The sequence below is a fragment of the Polynucleobacter sp. 71A-WALBACH genome, from assembly GCF_018882365.1.
Taxonomy (GTDB): Bacteria; Pseudomonadota; Gammaproteobacteria; order Burkholderiales; family Burkholderiaceae; genus Polynucleobacter.
Map to the genome: position 1 here is coordinate 896,449 of NZ_JACVOP010000001.1, position 19,550 is coordinate 915,998.

The following is a 19,550-nucleotide window of genomic DNA, read 5'->3' on the forward strand; positions in this document are numbered from 1 at the left end:
ATGATTGAAAAAATTGTTCGCCTTTCACTACAACAGCGACTTTTAGTCGTCATTATTGCGATCGTTCTCATGGTCGCGGGCTTATTAGCCACAAAACGTTTATCGGTGGATGCGTTTCCAGATGTCACCAATGTGCAGGTACAGATTGCTTCTGAGGCGCCAGGCCGCTCTCCAGAAGAGGTTGAGCGGTTTGTAACGGTACCAGTTGAGCTGGGTATGACGGGCTTGCCCGGCCTAACTGAAATGCGCTCTCTCAATCGCAATGGTCTTTCTGTCATTACTTTGGTATTTACAGAAAAAACAGATCTCTATTTTGCAAGACAGCTAGTCACTGAGCGTTTAATTGAGGTTGCTGCAAAAATGCCGGTAGGCATTACACCTGTATTGGCGCCACCCTCTACAGGTTTAGGTGAGATATATCAGTACACCTTGGATCATCCTTCAGATGGTAAACGTGAGCTTACCGTAGAAGAGTTGGAGGATCGGCGTGCGGTTCAGGACTGGATTGTTCGGCCTATACTGCGTTCAGTTTCAGGGGTGGCAGAGATCAATACCCAAGGAGGTTATGCGCGTGAGTACCAGGTATTAGTAAACCCAGAAAGATTGCGCCATTATCAAATTAGTCTACGTGAGGTATATGAGGCTCTCGCTAGAAACAACGCCAACTCTGGTGGTGGACAACTTCCTTCTTATGCAGAGCGGTATCTGATTCGAGGCGTGGGTCTCATTACGAAGCCTGAAGATATTGGAAAAATTATTCTCAAGGAAGTAAAGGGTATCCCGGTTTACGTTAGGAATGTGGCGGAAGTTACTATTGGCAGTGAAATTCGTCAAGGCGCTGCAATTAAGAATGGCTATACCGAAAGTGTTGCCGGCATCATTCAGATGATTCGCGGCGGTAATGCCCGAGAGGTGGTGAATCGCATCAAGCTAAAAGTTGCTGAGATTAACGAGGGCAAGTTATTGCCCGATGGCCTCCAGATTGTGCCTTTTTACGATCGTACAGATCTGGTGAATGCCGCCATGTTTAATGTGGCTAAGGTTTTGATTGAAGGCGTCATTCTGGTTGTCATCCTACTGTTTTTATTCTTGGGTGATGTTCGGTCTTCGCTGATCGTGGTAGCAACCTTAATTCTGACGCCGCTACTCACCTTTTTAGTCATGAATCGCTATGGCATTTCTGCCAATCTCATGTCGCTTGGAGGTCTGGCGATTGCGATTGGCATCATGGTTGATGGTTCAGTTGTGGTGGTCGAAAATACCTTTGCCAAGCTAGGCGAAAGACTTAAAACAGGTGAGTCAAAGATTCGTATTATTTTAGAAGCGGCTACCGAGGTTGGTACGCCGGTGCTTTTCGGTGTTGGCATCATTATTTTGGTTTTCATGCCACTGCTGTCTTTGGAGGGCATGGAAGGAAAAATGTTTGCGCCAATGGCCATTACGATTGCCATCGCATTAACCATTTCACTCATTCTTTCATTTACCTTATCCCCAGTGCTTTGCTCTTATATTCTGAAAGGCGGGAGCGAAGATGACACAAAAGTTGTGGCTCGTTTACGTGCCCCATATGAGCGTTGGTTGCATTGGAGTTTGGCTAATCCTAAGTTAGTAGTGAAGCGCTCTTTAATTGCCTTAGCAGTAAGCTTGGTAGGTTTTGTCCTTTTGGGTAAAGCTTTTATTCCGGTAATGCAGGAAGGTTCCATTACGCCGGTGATCGTGCGTGCCCCAAACATTTCTTTGGATGAGTCTATTAAGTTGGAGTTCGAAGCAATCAAGCGCATCATGACTATCCCAGATGTAGAGATGGCCGTATCGCGTTTGGGTAAAGGGGAATCTCCAGCAGATCCTGGTCAACCTAATGAGTCTGATCCCATTGTTACTCTCAAACCTCTAGGTGATCGCAAGCTTAGTCAGGAAGAAATCGCGCAAGAGATCCGTGACAAGCTAAAAACTTTGCCTGGCATTGAGCTATCCATTTCCCAGCCAATTGCTGCACGCGTAGATGAAATGGTATCTGGCGTACGCTCACAAGTGGCTATTAAGATTTTTGGAGATGACTTAACTGTTTTGCAAAAGTTAGGCGCCCAAATAAGTCAGGTGCTAGTCAAAATGAAGGGCAGTACCGACTTACGTATTGAGCAAGCTTCAGGACAAAACTATCTCAATATTGTGATTAATAGAGATGCCATCGCGCGCTACGGCATTAATGTTTCAGATGTTAATGAAGTGATTGAAACTGCGATTGGTGGAAAGCAGGCCAGCACTATCTATGAGGGTGAGAGACGCTTTCCTTTGGTCCTTCGCTACCCTGGCCCCTATAGAAATAACATAGATGCAATTAGTAATATTATTTTGCATTCATCTGATGGTGCTCAGGTTTTAATGCGTGACTTGGCAGAAATTACCTTGGTGGATGGTCCAGCGCAGATTTCTCGTGAGTCTGGTAAGCGCCGTTTAGTGGTGGGTGTGAATGTAGATGGTCGCGATCTGGGTGGTTTTGTGGAAGAGGCTCAATCGCGTATCGCTAAGGATGTTGAATTACCCCAAGGTTATGTTTTAGAGTGGGGTGGCCAGTTTGAGAATATGCAACGTGCTATGGCACGCTTGATGATCATCATTCCATTAACGATTTTAGCGATTTATTTCCTGCTATTTATGCTCTTTAAGTCGCTACGCCTAGCCGGTTTGATTATTCTGGTCTTGCCGTTTGCTTCGATTGGTGGCGTATTTGGTTTATTTATATCCGGCGAGTATTTGTCTGTACCAGCTGCAGTAGGTTTTATTAATCTCTGGGGTATCGCAGTACTTAATGGTGTCGTGTTGATTTCATTTATTAAGCAGCTACGTGAAGATGGATATTCAATGGAGGATGCTCTGCTACATGGTTGCGGTCATCGCTTTAGGCCCGTCATGATGACTGCTTCAGTGGCTATGTTGGCTCTAGTGCCGATGCTCTTTTCCGGTGGGCCTGGTTCTGAAGTGACTCGTCCATTGGCGGCTGTGGTTATCTCGGGATTAATTACTTCAACCGCATTAACATTACTGGTACTCCCCGTCTTATATAGATGGTTTGAAGATAAAGAGGTGGAAGCATGATGGAAGTGAAGGCGGTCATTCGTCCAAATAAGTTAGCTGCCCTCAGAACAGCGTTGCTAGAGACCCCAGGCTTCCCGGGGATGACAGTAAGCAAAGTGGAGGGGTGTAGCGCTCCCAGTCGAACAGGTAAGTTCAATATCAAAGATGAGCTAACTGACTACTCGGCAAAAGTGAAGATTGAAATTGTGTGCAACGATGAGGTTGCCCAGGCCCTCATGGACCGGATTGTGAGTATTTGTCAGACTGGTCAAGTGGGGGATGGTGTCGTTTGGTGCACCGAGGTTCCCAAGGCCTTCTTCATCGCAAAATCCACACCATAAGCCAATACAAATTCAGCATATTTGAATAATCTACCAGGAATCACAAATCATCAGAAATTGTTAGAATGTAGAGTGCCCAATAGAGGGTAAGTGCATCTAACAAGGATTGAATATGGGTGGTATTTCTCAGTGGGAGCAGCTCAATGTTGAGCTTACGGCTGCTCTTGGAAGCTCTGTTCATTTCGATACAGCCCATCAGGCTGTTTATGCTTCCGAAGCTTCAAATTACCGCCAAATTCCAATCGGGGTTGTTACCCCTAAAAATACTGAGGAATTTGTAAGGGGTATCGAGATCTGCCATCGTAATAAGGCTCCGGTACTAATGCGTGGTGCCGGCACCTCCATGAATGGCCAGACAGTGAATAACGCCGTGGTCTTCGATATCTCCAAGTACTGCAACCATATTCTTGCTCTAGATCCAGCTGCGGGTACCGCTGTTGTCGAGCCTGGGGTCATTTGTGATTCATTGCGTGATGCCGCTGAGTTACATGGTTTAACTTTTGCACCAGATCCTTCCACCCATAGCCGCTGTACCTTGGGCGGCATGGTTGCCAATAATTCTTGTGGCGCCCATTCGGTGATGGCAGGCAAGACGCTGGAGAATACTGAGGCCTTGGAGATTCTGACTTATGATGGCGAGCGTTTTTGGGTTGGCCCTACATCTGATCAAGAGTTGCAAGAGATTATTGCCGCTGGTGGACGCAAAGGCCAGATATACCAAGACCTGTTGACCTTGCGCGATCGCTATGCTGATTTGATTCGTGCGCGTTTTCCAAATATTAAGCGCCGTGTTTCTGGGTATAACTTAGATCAACTATTGCCCGAGAATGGGTTTAACGTTGCGCGAGCTTTAGTCGGTACCGAAGGTACCTGTGCGCTCACTTTGGCTGCCAAGGTTAGATTGGTCAAGAGTCCTGCCAAAAGGGTAGTTTTGGTGTTGGGCTTTGAAGATATCTATTTAGCGGGCGATGCTGTTCCTGAATACCAATCGTTTAATCCAATTGCGATTGAAGGTCTGGACTATAAAATTATCCGTGGCTTACAAGAGCGTAATTTAGCTAAAGCCGAAATTGATTTGCTTCCGCCTGGAAATGCTTGGGTAGTTGTTGAATTTGGTGATGACACGCTTGAGGGTGCTATAGCTCAGGCTGAAAAAGCAGAGCAGTATTTCAAGGCAAGAACTAAAGGCCCTCGACCATCGACCTGGCTGGAGCCCGATCCATTAGTACAAAAGCGCATTTGGTCCATTCGCGAGAATGGTGCCTCTGCCACCCACCTGTCTATTGATCCCAATTCTCCTGACCCAGTCGTGGGCTGGGAAGATGCTGCAGTAGATCCTGCGCGTTTAGGTGAATATCTGCGAGCCTTCCAGGCGCTAGTCGATTCCTACGAGTATGAAACCTCCCTCTACGGTCACTTCGGCGATGGCTGCATCCATGCACGTATTACCTTTAACTTGCGCTCAGCAGAAGGTGTCTCTAAATTTAGATCATTTATTCGAGATGCAGCGACTTTGGTTGTAGAGTTTGGCGGCTCACTCACGGGTGAGCATGGTGATGGTCAAGCTAGAGCAGAATTTTTACCAATTATGTTTGGCGAAGAGTTGATGGGTGCGATGCATGAATTCAAGCGCATTTGGGATCCACAAAACAAGCTCAATCCTGGCAAAGTAGTGCACCCTTATCGTGTAGATGAAAACCTCCGTATGGGTCCGGAATATAAAGTTGTCAACATTAAGACCCGCCTGAATTTCTTGAGTCAAGAAGGTAACGGCTTTCAGAGGGCGGTTGAACGTTGCGTGGGTATGGGCAAGTGCCGTAGTGAAAAAGTTGGCACGATGTGTCCGAGCTACCGCGCTACAAAGGAAGAGCGGTTCTCCACTCGTGGACGCTCACGACTCTTTTGGGAAATGCTCCAAGGCGAAGTAATTAAAGATGGCTGGGAAAGTAAGGAGCTCAAGGAAGCGCTTGATACTTGCCTCTCCTGTAAGGGCTGCAAGAGCGACTGTCCGGCCCACGTTGATATGGCCTCCTACAAGGCAGAGTTCTTGTCCCACTATCACGAGACCAATAGCAGGCCACGTCAGGCTCTAACAATGGGCCGCATTGGGGATTGGGCGCCACTGGCGAGCAAGTTCTCTTGGCTTATAAATGGGGTGATGCAAACACCTATTCTCTCTAGTGTTGCTAAATGGATTGGTGGGGTGGCGCAAGAGCGCAGTCTACCTAAGTTTGCAAATGAATCTTTCAGAAAGCAATTTCAGCAATCGAAGGGTGTAAGCACTGGGCATAAGAAAGTCATTCTCTGGGTCGATACTTTCTGCGAGCATTTTCATCCTGAGGTCGCCAATGCGGCAGTAGAGGTTCTGGCTCATGCAGGCTTTGAAGCAACATTGCCGAAGACCCCTTTATGCTGTGGTCGTCCTTTGTACGACTTTGGTTATCTGGATCTTGCTAAGCAAAAGCTGGAGAAAATTCTGGATGCTATCGGCAGTGAAATTCAGGTAGATCCGAATTCGCCTATCGCAGTTGTAGGTCTTGAGCCCGGCTGTATGTCGGTATTTAAAGATGAACTGTTGAAATTTTTCCCTCATGATCCAAGAGCCCAGCTTTTAGCATCTAGCACCTATTTGCTTGGGGATTTCTTGCACGAGCAGGGTTATACGCCACCACCCTTAGACTGCAATATCTTGGTTCACTCTCATTGTCATCAGAAGTCTTTATTTGGCACTAAAGGTGATGTGGCCTTATTAGCTGCCTTGGGTGCTAAGGCGAATTACATTGATAGTGGTTGTTGCGGTATGGCAGGCTCATTTGGTTTTAATCCCGAGCATGTGGAGATATCTAAGGCGGTTGGTGAGTTGGTGCTATTGCCGGCTGTCCGGGCTGCCGATCAAGAAACGATCATTCTTACCAATGGCTTTAGCTGTAGGGAGCAGATTGAGCAAGAAACCGGCCGTAAGGTAAAGCATTTGGCTGAGCTTTTGCAGATGGCTCATCAGGCACAGTAAAAAACAGTTTCAGCGCTTGATATTCAAAATCCTCCGATTTTTCCCTCGGAGGATTTTTTATTGGTAAGTCTCGGATTAGACATATCAGCAATATGGGAATCTAGATATCGAGCCAATTGCTCTATCTAGGGCGTAATATGTACTTACGTGATGAAGCCACCCTCTGGAGTATCTATGACTCATGAAATTGCATCGTATTTCGACCCTAAAAATCTTGGGGCCTGGGGCACCTATCTTGAGCAGATCGATCGAGTAACCCCTTACCTTGGACCGCTGACGCGATGGGTTGAAACCTTAAAGCGGCCAAAGCGTGCTTTGATCGTAGATGTGCCGATTGAATTGGATAACGGCACTATTGCTCATTTTGAAGGTTATCGAGTTCACCATAACTTATCCCGAGGTCCTGGTAAGGGAGGCATTCGCTTTCATCCGGAAGTGACGCTTTCTGAGGTCACTGCCTTAGCAGCATGGATGTCAATTAAGACTGCAGTAGTCAATGTGCCGTTTGGTGGTGCAAAGGGCGGCATTCGAGTGGATCCCAAAAAGTTATCACAAGCTGAATTAGAGAGGATGACTAGGCGATTTACTAGTGAGATCAATATGATGATTGGTCCGCAAAAAGATATTCCGGCGCCTGACGTGAATACCAATGAGCAAATTATGGCGTGGATGATGGACACCTATTGCGTCAATCAGGGTTACACCACCTCTGGAGTTGTTACTGGTAAGCCAATTTCTCTCGGCGGGAGCTTGGGAAGAAGGGATGCAACCGGTAGGGGTGTTTTTGTAGTGGCACGAGAGGCTTACGGGCAAATGCATCGTGAGTTGTCGGGAGCGCGAATAGCCATTCAGGGATTGGGTAATGTTGGTGGTGAGGCTGCCCGACTATTTGCTAAGGCGGGAGCTAAGATAGTGGCGATTCAGGATCACTCTGGTGCCTTGTACAACCCGAATGGTTTTGATGTGGATAGATTGCTCGAGCATGTGGCAGTTGCTCATGAGATCAATGGTTTTGCTGGTGAAACTATTACCAGTCAACAGTTTTGGTCATCACCCTGCGATATCCTAATTCCCGCAGCTCTAGAGTCTCAGATTACTTCTGCTAACGCTGGGAGTATTCAAGCAAAACTGATTGTGGAAGGGGCTAACGGACCCACCACTCCAGAGGCGGACGATATCCTAAGAGATATGAATGTCACGATTGTTCCTGATGTGATTGCTAATGCTGGCGGAGTAACTGTGAGTTACTTTGAATGGGTGCAAGATTTTTCTAGTTTTTTCTGGACAGAAGAAGAGATTAATAACCGTCTAGATATTCTGATGGTAGATGCTTTCAAGGGAATTTGTGATGTAGCTCAGAAGCATGGCGTGAGCTTGAGAACTGCTACCTTTATTGTTGGATGCGAGCGTATTCTCAAGGCTCGGCAGATGAGGGGTCTCTACCCTTAATCTTGCATAAACTACTTACCAGCGTGAAATGAAAAAGCCCCGGACTATTCGGGGCTTTTCTACATCTAGGTATTGTTATGAAGATTTTATGATCGAATCAAATAGTCAAATGCGGAGAGTGAAGCTTTAGCGCCTTCACCCATTGCAATAATGATTTGCTTATAGGGTACGGTGGTGCAATCTCCTGCGGCAAATACACCTGGCATCGATGTTTCACCTTTTTGATCGATGATGACTTCTCCTCGAGGAGATAAATCAATCACCCCTTTTAACCAATCTGTATTCGGTAGCAAGCCAATTTGCACAAAGATACCTTCAAGTGCAATGTCATGTATCTGCTGATTGGCGCGATCTTCATATCTCAAGGTTGTGACCTTGCCATCAGCGCCCAACACTTCTTTACTCAAGGCATTCATGATGACAGTCACGTTAGGCAAGCTGTAGAGTTTCTTCTGTAGCACCGCATCAGCACGTAACTTGGTATCGAATTCAATCAAGGTGACATGGCTCACAACGCCGGCTAAATCAATTGCAGCCTCAACTCCGGAGTTTCCTCCACCAATGACCGCCACGCGCTTACCTTTGTAGAGTGGGCCATCACAGTGAGGGCAGTAAGCTACGCCTTTACCGCGATACTCTTGCTCGCCTGGTACATTCATTTCACGCCAGCGAGCGCCGGTACTTAAAATGACGGTCTTGCTTTTCAGGATGGCGCCATTCTCTAAGGTGATCGCAATTTCATCGCCAGTCTTACTTAAGCTCTTAGCGGTTTGCAAGTTCATGACATCCACATCGTATTCTTTGACATGTTGTTCAAGCGCCATCACCAACTTGGGTCCTTCAGTCTCTTTAACAGAAATGAAGTTCTCAATACCGACAGTATCTGCAACCTGACCGCCAAAGCGTTGCGCTACAACACCAGTTCTAATGCCTTTTCTGGCGGAGTAGATTGCTGCTGAGGCGCCAGCAGGGCCACCACCAATAATCAGGGAATCATAGGCCGCTTTAGCACTTAATTTTTCTGCATCGCGTGCGGAAGAATTGGTATCTAACTTGGCAGCAATTTCTTCCACGCTCATACGGCCTTGACCAAAGACTTCGCCATTCAGAATAACGGTAGGTACCGCCATGATCTGGTATTGATCAACCAAGCCCTGGAAGAGGGCGCCGTCAATCATTTCATGTTCAATGTTTGGATTGAGGGCAGCCATTAAGTTTAGGGCCTGCACAACATCTGGGCAGTTGTGGCATGACAAAGAGATAAATGTTTGAAAGCGCTTCTTACCTTCAAGGCCTTTAATGCTATCGATCACATCTTGCTCAACTTTGGGTGGATAGCCGCTAGTTTGCAAAATAGCCAGAATGAAAGAAGTCATCTCATGACCCATTGGTAGGCCTGAGAAGGCAATGCGAGCAACCTCGTCCACCTTGCTAACGGTAAAGCTAGGAATATTTTTGCTGCTACCGGAGGTCTTCACAGCAATCTTGGCGGATTGTTCGGCAACCTCATTCAATAGCTCCAGCATCTGAGCTGACTGCTCGCTGTCATCTAAAGTGGCCTCTAAAACAATGGGGCTCTCAATTTTTTCAAAATAGACCTCGAGCTGGGCCTTGATGTTCGCGTCTAACATGATGTATTCCTTGGTATTGATTCTTGATGAGCCTATTGGGCAGGGTTTCCGCATCTCATCCTGCCCAATAGACTCTCCGAAGAGAGTCTATTGATTGCTAATTAATGCTGACTTGAATGATTAGATCTTGCCTACGAGATCTAAAGATGGCGTCAATGTCGCTGCGCCTTCTTTCCACTTAGCTGGGCATACTTCACCTGGGTGAGCTGCCGTGTACTGAGCGGCCTTGAGCTTACGCAATGTCTCAGAAATATCACGAGCGATTTCATTTGAGTGAATTTCAGCTGTTTTGATCACGCCTTCTGGATTGATAATGAATGTGCCGCGCAATGCGAGACCTTCTTCTTCAATGTGTACGCCAAAACCACGTGTCAATGTATGTGTTGGATCGCCAACCAATGGAAACTTCGCTTTGCCTACTGCAGGTGAAGTTTCATGCCATACTTTGTGTGAGAAATGAGTGTCAGTAGTGATGATGTATACCTCAGCACCCATCTTTTGGAATTCAGCATAGTTATCAGCCGCATCTTCAATTTCGGTAGGGCAATTGAATGTGAACGCTGCTGGCATAAAAATCAAAACTGACCATTTGCCTTTGAGGGTCTCGTCGGAAATAGTAACAAACTTACCGTTATGGAAAGCTTGGGTCTTAAATGGTGGAACTGGTGTGTTAATTAGTGACATGGTTTCTCCTGAAAAAAATGAAATAGTTGATTCACAACAGCAACCATTCTAGAGACTATTTATTTATTTGCATAATGAATAATTTAGATATTAGTAATCTATTTTTTAGATCAATAAAAATGAGCAAGCAGATTGATTGGATTGCTAGCCTGACGGTTCAACTCCCCTCATTGGTGACGATATATGCTAACTTTCTGCGCTTAGACACTAGAGCGCTATCGGCTTATTAATGACACCAATTTTGTATTCTTATCGGAGATGCCCTTATGCAATGAGGGCTCGTATGGCATTGAAATACGCCGATATTGAAGTTGAGCATAGAGAAATTGAGCTCAGAAATAAGCCTCAATCCATGCTCCTTGTGTCCCCAAAAGGAACGGTTCCAGTTTTATGCCTTGATGGGCTGATTCTGGATCAAAGTCTGGATATTATGAGGTGGGCATTAGAGCGGTCTGATCCAGATGGTTGGTTTGCAGTGGATGAGGCTCTCGCAAAATCCTGGATTGAGAAAAATGATGGGCCTTTTAAGGTCCTATTAGATCAATATAAATACCCAAATCGATACCCCGAACTTGATCAAGAAGAGATTTTAAGAATCGCGTTAGATCTGATGCTTAAACCTATGGAGACCTCTTTGCGGTCTACCCAGTATTTATTGGGCAATCAAGTATCTTGGGTGGATGTCGCTATTTTTCCATTCATCAGACAGTTTTCTAAGGTCAACCCGAAACAGTTTGAGGACTTGCCCTTCGCCTTAACTAAAAAATGGTTGCATCATTTTCTTGAATCCGAGCTATTCAATGCGGTGATGCGCAAATACCCAACTTGGATGGGTTGATTAAGACTATTTGAATGGCAATGCCGCATCTACTGGTGAAGTACCCATAAGTGATTAATAGGAAAGTCGCAGCACATTCCTTTTTTACTTTCGCTGGGTATTTTGACAATTCTTAATTATTAAAATTTCAACACTTATATAAACAAGACACAGAAGTTAACTCGTGGATTGATTTATGAGGATATTTTTTAGAGGATTTTGAAATTCTCTACCTCTGCCATCGTGATAACAGTCATTAATTCAGGCGTAGGAATTTTTAGGTGGATCAAATTGAATTTTTAAGAATATGAAACTATTAAAGTCGATCGTTTTATGTTTTATTTTATTTGTCACCGACCACGTAGCTTCAGCTGAATGGGTTGGAATTGCAAGTTCCAATGAGCGTGGTGGTTATGTTGTCTATTTAGATCCTTCTTCAAAGGTGGCACTTAAAGAAATAGTAACTTTTTGGCTTCTTTATGATTTTAAGTTGCCTCAGAGAACCGGTGGATCATCGTTTTCGTCTTATCAAATTCATTTAGAGGTCGATTGCCGGAAACGTTTGGGTCGAATTTTGGGGTTCCTGGATTTTTTAGATCGCATGGGTGATGGTGATCCCGTGCGAGTCTCTTCTGCTACACAGGATTGGGTGCCATTAAGCCCTGATGGGAAAGATAAGACCCTTTGGGCTTTGGCGTGCGCAGGATAACTTCCTGGATCATCGTTGACGAGATAAGTCATGTGATGTTTGAACTTGAGACCAGGCTTGATTGAACTGATCTTATCGTCATGGCAGTATCGGAGCTCTGCTGGTGCCTTAGGTCAAAATAATATCTAGGCTTTCTCCAAGTAGGTAGTCTTGATTAATCGATGAAATATGCCTTAAGTAGTCCCATAACTCCGTAACCCTGGCGACATTTTTTCGCTCGCTGGGAGCGATTAACCAGAAGGTTCTATTAAAGCCAGTCTTCTTTGGTAAAACAGGAATAAGGGCGCGGTGTGGCTTGGCTAAAAAACAGGGTAATACCGCTAGCATTTTTCCTTGAAGAGCAGCATACATTTGGGCATTTAGGCTGCTGCTTCGAAAAGGTACATGAGCGTTTGGGACGAGATTTTTTAGATACTGAAGCTTGGGGCTGAAAGAGTATTCATCGACGTAACCAGTAAATTTATGTTTGTTGAGGTCTTCTAGGTTTTTAATTTGAGGATGATTGTCTAAATAATCTTGAGTTGCATAGGCCTGAAGCTTGTAGTCCGTTAATTTGCATATGATGTATGGGCCTGTTTCTGGCCTTTCTATGCTGATTACTAGATCAGCCTCTCGTTTAGATAGGTTGATGAATCGCGGTAATGCCAGCAAGTCAACCGTTAACCCTGAATGTAATTCGCAGAAGTTTCCTAAATGAGGGGCTAGGAAAGCGCTGCCGAACCCTTCGGTGGATCCCAATCGAATGGAGCCAGTTAATACCTGGCTATCGCCACCCAACTTGCTTTCCATGGATGAGATGGTACTTTCAATCGTTTCGGCATATTCCAGCAGGCGATGACCATTTGCATTTAGCAGGTGTCCTTGCGAATTGCGAGTAAAGAGCTCCGACCCAATCTCTTCCTCTAGTTTTTTCAGTCTTCTACTAATAGTGGATTGGTCAATTTTTAGATGGTTGGACGCTTCAAACGCTGACTGAAGCCTTGCAACGGCCAGAAAGACTCTGATGTTGTCCCAGTTGATTGAGTTGTTATTCATGGCTATGCAAATTTGCAAAGTAAATATGCATTTTACTTGATTCTAATTGTAAAAATACATGGGTAACATCCTTTAAGAATCTAAAAGTAGGTGTGGGCTGGATCAAAAATAAGACTGAAAACTCAGGGGATAAATATGTTGAAAATGAAAAAAATATCAGTGCTCTTAGGGGCAATCCTTGCAATGAACGCTGCGCAGGCTGATTTAAGTAATGGCGGAGTAAAGATTGGAGTATTAACTGATATGTCTGGCCCTTATTCAGGTATGGGTGGCGAGGGGTCTGCTATTGCTGCAAGAATGGCAATAGATGATTGTCTAAAGGCTGAGTGCAAGGGCATGAAGATCGAAATGGTCTCTGCCGATAATCAAAATAAGCCGGACATTATGGTCGCTAAGGCGCGTGAGTGGATGGATAAAGATGGGGTCGATGCCATCGTAGACTTAACTAACTCTGCCGGCGCATTAGCGGTTCAAAAGTTGATTAAGGAAAAGGGTGGGATTGCGATGTATAGCGGCCCCGCCACAACTCGCCTTACTAATGAAGATTGTGCGCCCAATGGGTTCCATTGGATGTTTGATACCTATTCATCGGCCTCAGGCCCAGCGTCCGCGATTACTCGTAAGGGCGGTAAATCTTGGTACTTTGTTACGGTTGATTATGCTTTCGGACAATCCCTAGAAAAAGAGGCCGGCGATATCGTGAAGGCCAATGGCGGCACAGTCGTGGGTAGTGTGAAGCATCCTTTGAATAATAGCGATTTTTCATCTGCACTGTTACAGGCTCAGGCCTCAAAGGCTAACGTCATTGCCTTAGCTAACGGTGCCCAGGATACAGTCAATGCAATTAAAGCTTCCAAGGAATTTGGTATCGGCACTACTAGTCAACAGCAGGTCGCTGCCTTATTGGTTTTTCTAACGGATGTGCATTCGATGGGCCTGAATACCGCACAGGGCCTTTTATTTTCAGAAGGGTTCTATTGGGATCTGGATGATCAGACCCGTGCTTTTTCTAAGAGGTTTGAAAAGCTGCACAAAGGCTTTAAACCAACCATGGTTCAGGCTGGAGTCTATTCAAGCACTTACCATTACCTGAAATCAGTTGCGGCAGCCAAATCCGATGACTGGAAGGTGGTTGCACAAACTATGCGTGACACGCCAATCAAAGATGCGGTCATGCGTAATGCCTCTATTCGCCCAGATGGTCGAGTGATTCATGATGTGTATTTATTTCAAGTGAAGAAACCAAGTGAGTCTAAGGGACCATGGGATTACTACAACCTAGTAAGCACAATTCCATCTCAAATTGCTTTCAAGCCACTTTCTGAGTCTACCTGCCCATTGGTTAAAAAGAGTTAATTCATTAAACATCATTAATAAAAGTAAAGAGTAAAAATGACAACAACCAAATCAGTTCCAAAAATTCATCACCTCATTGATGGCAAGTCGTATGAATCCAAATCTACGGAATGGCGCGATGTAGTTAACCCGGCCACGCAAGAAGTCGTTGCTTCAGTCCCGTTTGCAACGCAGGAAGAGCTCGATATTGCTGTTGCGTCAGCTAAGAAAGCTTTTAAAACTTGGCGCAACGTCTCACTATCGAATCGCATGCGCATCATGTTGAAATTTCAGCAGCTGATCCGTGACAACGTGGGCCCATTGGCGGAGTTGATTACAAGAGAGCATGGTAAAACTTTGCCAGATGCTGAAGGTGAGATTAGCCGAGGGCTCGAGGTGGTAGAGCATGCCTGTTCGATTACTTCATTGCAGCTAGGTGAAATTGCCGAAAATGCAGCGACAGGAGTTGAGGTATTCACATTGATGCAGCCGATTGGCGTTGGCGCTGGAATTACTGCATTTAACTTTCCAGTGATGTTGCCGTGTTTCATGTTTCCGATGGCGATTGTCTCTGGAAATACATTCATATTGAAGCCATCTGAGCAAGATCCAAGCTCTAGCATGCTACTGGCAGAATTAGCGCATCAAGCTGGCCTCCCTCCAGGCGTCTTGAATGTAGTCCATGGTGGTCCTGATGTAGCAAACATGATTTGCGATCACCCAGATATTAAGGCAATTTCTTTTATCGGATCCACTAAGGTGGGTACTCACATTTATCGCCGTGGCTCAGAAGCTGGCAAGCGTGTTCAGTCGATGATGGGTGCAAAAAATCACTGCGTGATCATGCCTGACGCAAATAGAAGTCAAGCAATTAATAATTTACTGGGATCAGCCTTTGGCGCCGCCGGTCAACGTTGCATGGCCAACTCTGTAACGGTCTTGGTTGGCGATGCCAAAAATTGGATTGATGAAATAGTTCAAAAATCTGCTGCTATGAAAGTGGGGCCAGGAACAGATAGATCCGCGGATCTCGGTCCTTTGGTGAATAAGCATGCTAAGGCGCGTGCCCTTGCTTTAATCGATTCTGGTGTTGCGCAGGGAGCAAAATTACTGCTTGATGGTAGAAAATGTGTTGTTCCTGGGTATGAAGAGGGGAACTTTATTGGACCTACGATTTTTAGCGAGGTTAAGCCTGGCATGGATATTTATGACCAGGAAATATTTGCTCCTGTATTAGATATCGTATGCGTAGATACATTAGATGATGCCATCGCATTTATTAATGCTAATCCAAATGGCAACGGCACCTCTATCTTTACCTCGAGTGGTTGGTCTGCTAGAAAATACCAAAATGAAATTGATGTTGGCCAAGTGGGAATTAACGTGCCAATCCCAGTTCCAGTTGCTTACTTTAGTTTCACTGGTTCACGCGCCTCTAAGTTAGGAGATTTGGGACCAAATGGTAAGCAAGCAATTTCTTTTTGGACTCAAACTAAAACGGTTACCTCTCGTTGGTTTGAGGAAGACAGTCAAAGTGGTGGAGTAAACACCACTATTTCATTGAAATAGTATTACGGTATCGCCACCAGCCTCTGTAGGCTCGTGGCGATTGATTGATTTGAGTCGTCTAATCGCGTTTGATGAGGATGAGTATGAAAATAGGATTTATTGGCTTAGGTAATATGGGTGCGCCAATGGCTCAAAATTTACTTAAGGCTGGCCATGACTTAACAGTCTATGACTTGTCTGAGACGGCTCTTGCGCAATTGAATGGGGCGGGTGCAAAAATTGCACAATCTGCTGTAGAGCTTTCAAGCATTCCTGGTATGGAAGTCATCATCACGATGCTACCAGCAAGCCAGCATGTGCGATCGGTTTACCTAAACCAAGGCGGTATTTTAGAAGTGGTGGCCAAAGATGTCCTACTAATTGATTGCTCAACCATAGATCCGCAAACTGCAAGAGAGGTCGCAAAGGCTGCTCTGAGTAAGGGTAATCCCATGCTGGATGCACCAGTATCTGGTGGTACTGGGGGCGCTGAAGCAGGTACCTTGACCTTTATGGTTGGAGGCGCAAAGAAGGATTTTGAGCGCGCACAAACGATACTGACCACGATGGGAAAAAATATTGTTTATTGTGGCGACTCAGGAAATGGACAAGTTGCCAAGGTGGCAAATAATATGTTGCTGGGTATATCGATGGTTGCCACTGCAGAAGCGATGTCCTTAGGTGTGTCTTTAGGTATGGATCCCAAGGTGTTAGCAGGAATTATTAATACATCTAGTGGCAGATGCTGGAGTTCGGAAATTTACAACCCTTATCCTGGTGTTGTAGAAAACGCTCCAGCTTCAAGGGCGTATTCTGGCGGCTTTGGGGTTGATTTGATGTTGAAAGATTTGAGTTTAGCCACAGAAGCAGCAAAATTTGCAAAGCAGCCAGTAATTCTAGGTGCTGTTACTCAGCAACTGTATCAATTATTTAGCTCGCAGGGTAATGGAAAGCTGGATTTTTCTTCAATCATTAATTTACAAAATAAATAGTTGCTTTTTTTATTTGAGCCTGTTGATTCATGGCGCCCCCATAAACCCTCATCAGAGATGTTGAGGGTTTTTTATTGACGATGAGTTGCTTGGGTAAGGTAAAGCTTGAATAGACGCTCTTATGTAAAGGGGTGCTCTAAATGAAGTGCTTGAGAAGTTGCGCTACTTAAAATATGACCCTCATTTACTCTCTAAACTCACTTAGAAAATAGACTTGCAGTCTGCTATTTTTCTTGTATATTAGAAACATATTAGATGTTAAAAAAAGTGCGGAGACAGCAATGACAATTAAAAGAAGGGGTGCGCTCAAGCTTCTATTGGGCTTCGTAGCAGGGTTTAATTCTTTGCCATCTTGGAGTCAGGTTTGGCCAGATCGCTCAATAAAATTTGTTCTCGGATATACGACTGGAGGCTCTAGCGATGCGACTGCCAGGATTATTGGTAGACCACTTGAGCAGCTAGTTAAGCAATCCGTCATTATTGATTACAAGCCTGGCGCAGGCGCATCTATTGGAGCAGAGTATGTTGCCAAAGCTACGCCAGATGGCTATACGATTGGCTTAGAGGATACCGGCCCACTTTGTATCGCGCCGAATTTACGTAAGGTGGCTTATGATCCGTTAACTGATTTCACACCCCTATCCTATGTGTGTACGACGGGTTTAGTGTTAATTGTTAATCCAGACTTGGATGTAAAAAATGTTCAAGAGCTTATTGCGCTAGCTAAAGCAAAGCCTGGGCAACTCAGCTACGCTAGTTCAGGAGTCGCCTCAGTACACCACCTTGCTGGAGAATTATTCAAGTTTAAGGCGGGGATATCTATTTTGCATGTTCCCTATAAAGGTGCTGGCCCAGCTATCACGGACTTAATCGGGGGACAAGTACCAATTATGTTTGCCACCATTGGCCCAGCGTTGCAGATGATTGCAGCAGGGAAGGCGCGTCCATTGGGAGTTACTTCCATCGCGCGTTCCGCTTCGCTGCCAAATGTGCCAACGATTGCTGAACAAGGATTAAAAGGTTATGAGGCAGTACTCCGCTTTATGGTGATGGGTCCCGCCAAGATACCACCCCCAATTGCTGTGAAGTTACAGGCAGATTACAAGACTGTCATTAGTGACCCCGCCGTAGTTACGGAGCTTAAAAAACTTGGAAACGACGAAATTGTGTATAAGACACCTACAGAAATTTTGACACTCATTCAAGATGATTACCGTAAGTGGGGATCGTTAATCCGTGAAGCCAAGATAACGTTGGACACCTAAGATGTTGCTAGAAGAGAAGATTTGGGACACGCTTTTACGGAATAAGCGAAGTCGACTAGAACGCGCAAGTCATATTACGTCCTCAAAGATCGTTCATCATGATGATGTAGTGCGTTTATTTGAGGCTGTAATTGAATCTGGCGATAAGATTTGCGTAGAGGGAAACAATCAAAAGCATGCCGATTTTCTTTCCGAGCAATTAACTCTAGTAGACCCAAAGAAGATCAATGGCTTGCATATAGTTCAATCCAATATTGCACTATCCACTCACTTAGACATTTTTGAAAAAGGCATAGCTAAAAAATTAGATTTTTGCTATTCAGGTGAACAGGGCGTTCGACTTGGAAGGCTGATTAAAGAAAATATCGTTGAGGTAGGCGCAATCCATACTTACCTTGAGTTATATAGTCGGTATTTTGTGGATCTTACTCCCAGAGTTTCAATCATCGCAGCACAAAGTGCTGATAAGTATGGCAACGTATATACGGGATTTAATACCGAAGATACTCCACCTATTGTTGAGGCAACTGCTTTTAAAAATGGACTAGTGATTGTTCAAGTCAATGAGTTAGTTGATGAGGTTCCTAGGATTGATATTCCAAGTGATTGGATTTCTTTTGTTGTTAAGGCGCCCAGAACTCACTATATAGAGCCGATATTTACTCGGGATCCTGCTTTAATTACCGAGGTGCAAATTTTGATGGCCATGATGGTCATTAAGGGGATTTATGAGCCTTATGGAATCAATCGATTAAATCATGGTATTGGTTTTGATACGGCGGCAATTGAATTGATATTGCCCACTTATGCTGAATCACTAGGTTTGAGGGGAAAGATCTGTGAGTATATGAGTGTCAATCCTTGCCCAACATTGATTCCGGCTATTGAATCAGGGTTTATAAAAAATATTCATTGCGCTGGATCTGAGTTGGGAATGGAAGACTATATTACTGCCAGACCTGATATTTTCTTCAATGGCCCAGACGGCTCAATGAGATCCAATCGTGCCTTTTGCCAGTTAGCAGGGCACTACGCTGACTTATTCATTGGATCTACATTGCAGATTGATGTCGAAGGGAACTCTTCTACTGCTACCTTAAATCGAATCGCTGGTTTTGGGGGTGCCCCCAATTTTGGTTCTGATTCTAGGGCCAGACGGCACTCTAGTAAGGCCTGGTTGATGGCTGGCAGAGAAAGTATGAGACCAGAAAATGCAACTATGCCGCGAGGTAGGAAGTTAGTAGTGCAAATCGTTGAGACATTTAAAGAAAAAATGCAGCCCACTTTTGTGGAGCGCTTGGATGCTTGGCAACTCATGGATGACTTTAAGTTAGATTTGCCGCCAGTGATGGTTTATGGAGATGACATTACGCATCTAGTTACTGAGGAGGGCATTGCCCATCTTCATAAATGTAAAAATCTCCTAGAAAGGGAGCAGGCGATTCGTGGTGTTGCTGGCTATACCCCCGTGGGGCTTGCTCGCAATAAAAACCAGGTGGAATCTTTGATTGCGAGGGGCATTATTCAGCGCCCACAAGAGTTAGGGGTCGATCCAAGAATGGCGACTAGAAATTTATTGGCTGCTCGATCAATTAAGGATTTGGTAAATTGGTCGGATGGTTTGTATAAACCACCTAAACGATTTAGGAATTGGTAAAC

General features: G+C 45.0%; 14 protein-coding genes. 11 read left to right on the forward strand and 3 right to left on the reverse strand.

Translation table 11 applies throughout. From position 1 onward, the window contains the following. The 4 genes from ICN42_RS04680 (at window position 1) to ICN42_RS04695 (ending at window position 7,875) form a co-directional block, all read left to right on the forward strand. Complete coding sequence (locus ICN42_RS04680; RefSeq protein ID WP_216251619.1) at window positions 1-3,096, forward strand: efflux RND transporter permease subunit; 3,096 nt, start codon at window positions 1-3, stop codon at window positions 3,094-3,096. Next, a complete protein-coding gene (locus tag ICN42_RS04685; protein WP_216251623.1) occupies window positions 3,093-3,416 on the forward strand; it encodes a P-II family nitrogen regulator in 324 nt (107 codons plus the stop codon). Before ICN42_RS04680 ends, ICN42_RS04685 begins: the two co-directional genes overlap by 4 nt. Before the next feature lie 112 nt (window positions 3,417-3,528). Next, on the forward strand, window positions 3,529-6,426 hold the full coding sequence (locus ICN42_RS04690; RefSeq protein WP_216251626.1) for an FAD-binding and (Fe-S)-binding domain-containing protein: 2,898 nt from the start codon (window positions 3,529-3,531) through the stop codon (window positions 6,424-6,426). A 150-nt stretch (window positions 6,427-6,576) separates the two neighbouring features. Further along, a complete protein-coding gene (locus ICN42_RS04695) occupies window positions 6,577-7,875 on the forward strand; it encodes a Glu/Leu/Phe/Val dehydrogenase (protein WP_216251630.1) in 1,299 nt (432 codons plus the stop codon). A gap of 86 nt (window positions 7,876-7,961) precedes the next feature. On the opposite strand, the gene ahpF is transcribed toward ICN42_RS04695, so the two are convergent. Then, entirely contained in the window at window positions 7,962-9,506 is a 1,545-nt protein-coding gene (ahpF, locus tag ICN42_RS04700; RefSeq protein ID WP_216251634.1) for an alkyl hydroperoxide reductase subunit F, read from the reverse strand. 120 nt (window positions 9,507-9,626) lie between these two features. Beyond that, entirely contained in the window at window positions 9,627-10,190 is a 564-nt protein-coding gene (gene ahpC, locus ICN42_RS04705; RefSeq protein ID WP_215334470.1) for an alkyl hydroperoxide reductase subunit C, read from the reverse strand. 229 nt (window positions 10,191-10,419) lie between these two features. On the opposite strand from ahpC, the gene ICN42_RS04710 reads away from it, so the two are divergent. Continuing rightward, complete coding sequence (locus ICN42_RS04710; protein WP_216251637.1) at window positions 10,420-11,028, forward strand: glutathione S-transferase; 609 nt, start codon at window positions 10,420-10,422, stop codon at window positions 11,026-11,028. Window positions 11,029-11,314: 286 nt separating this feature from the next. After that, entirely contained in the window at window positions 11,315-11,716 is a 402-nt protein-coding gene (locus ICN42_RS04715; protein WP_216251640.1) for a surface-adhesin E family protein, read from the forward strand. A gap of 108 nt (window positions 11,717-11,824) precedes the next feature. Here the strand turns inward: ICN42_RS04715 and ICN42_RS04720 are convergent, their stop codons facing one another. After that, the gene (locus ICN42_RS04720; protein WP_216251642.1) at window positions 11,825-12,751 is read right to left on the reverse strand and encodes a LysR family transcriptional regulator; all 927 of its coding nucleotides are present in this window, start codon (window positions 12,749-12,751) and stop codon (window positions 11,825-11,827) included. A 183-nt stretch (window positions 12,752-12,934) separates the two neighbouring features. Between ICN42_RS04720 and ICN42_RS04725 the strand changes: the two genes are divergently transcribed. The 5 genes from ICN42_RS04725 (at window position 12,935) to mdcA (ending at window position 19,548) form a co-directional block, all read left to right on the forward strand. Next, window positions 12,935-14,107 (forward strand): ABC transporter substrate-binding protein, encoded by a 1,173-nt coding sequence (locus tag ICN42_RS04725; RefSeq protein ID WP_255539300.1) that lies wholly within the window; start codon window positions 12,935-12,937, stop codon window positions 14,105-14,107. 36 nt (window positions 14,108-14,143) lie between these two features. After that, the gene (locus tag ICN42_RS04730; protein ID WP_216251645.1) at window positions 14,144-15,655 is read left to right on the forward strand and encodes a CoA-acylating methylmalonate-semialdehyde dehydrogenase; all 1,512 of its coding nucleotides are present in this window, start codon (window positions 14,144-14,146) and stop codon (window positions 15,653-15,655) included. Window positions 15,656-15,738: 83 nt separating this feature from the next. Beyond that, window positions 15,739-16,626 (forward strand): 3-hydroxyisobutyrate dehydrogenase, encoded by an 888-nt coding sequence (gene mmsB, locus ICN42_RS04735; RefSeq protein WP_216251648.1) that lies wholly within the window; start codon window positions 15,739-15,741, stop codon window positions 16,624-16,626. A gap of 281 nt (window positions 16,627-16,907) precedes the next feature. After that, a complete protein-coding gene (locus ICN42_RS04740; RefSeq protein WP_216251652.1) occupies window positions 16,908-17,891 on the forward strand; it encodes a tripartite tricarboxylate transporter substrate binding protein in 984 nt (327 codons plus the stop codon). Window position 17,892: 1 nt separating this feature from the next. Continuing rightward, a complete protein-coding gene (gene mdcA / locus ICN42_RS04745) occupies window positions 17,893-19,548 on the forward strand; it encodes a malonate decarboxylase subunit alpha (RefSeq protein ID WP_216251654.1) in 1,656 nt (551 codons plus the stop codon). Window positions 19,549-19,550: the final 2 nt, after the last annotated feature.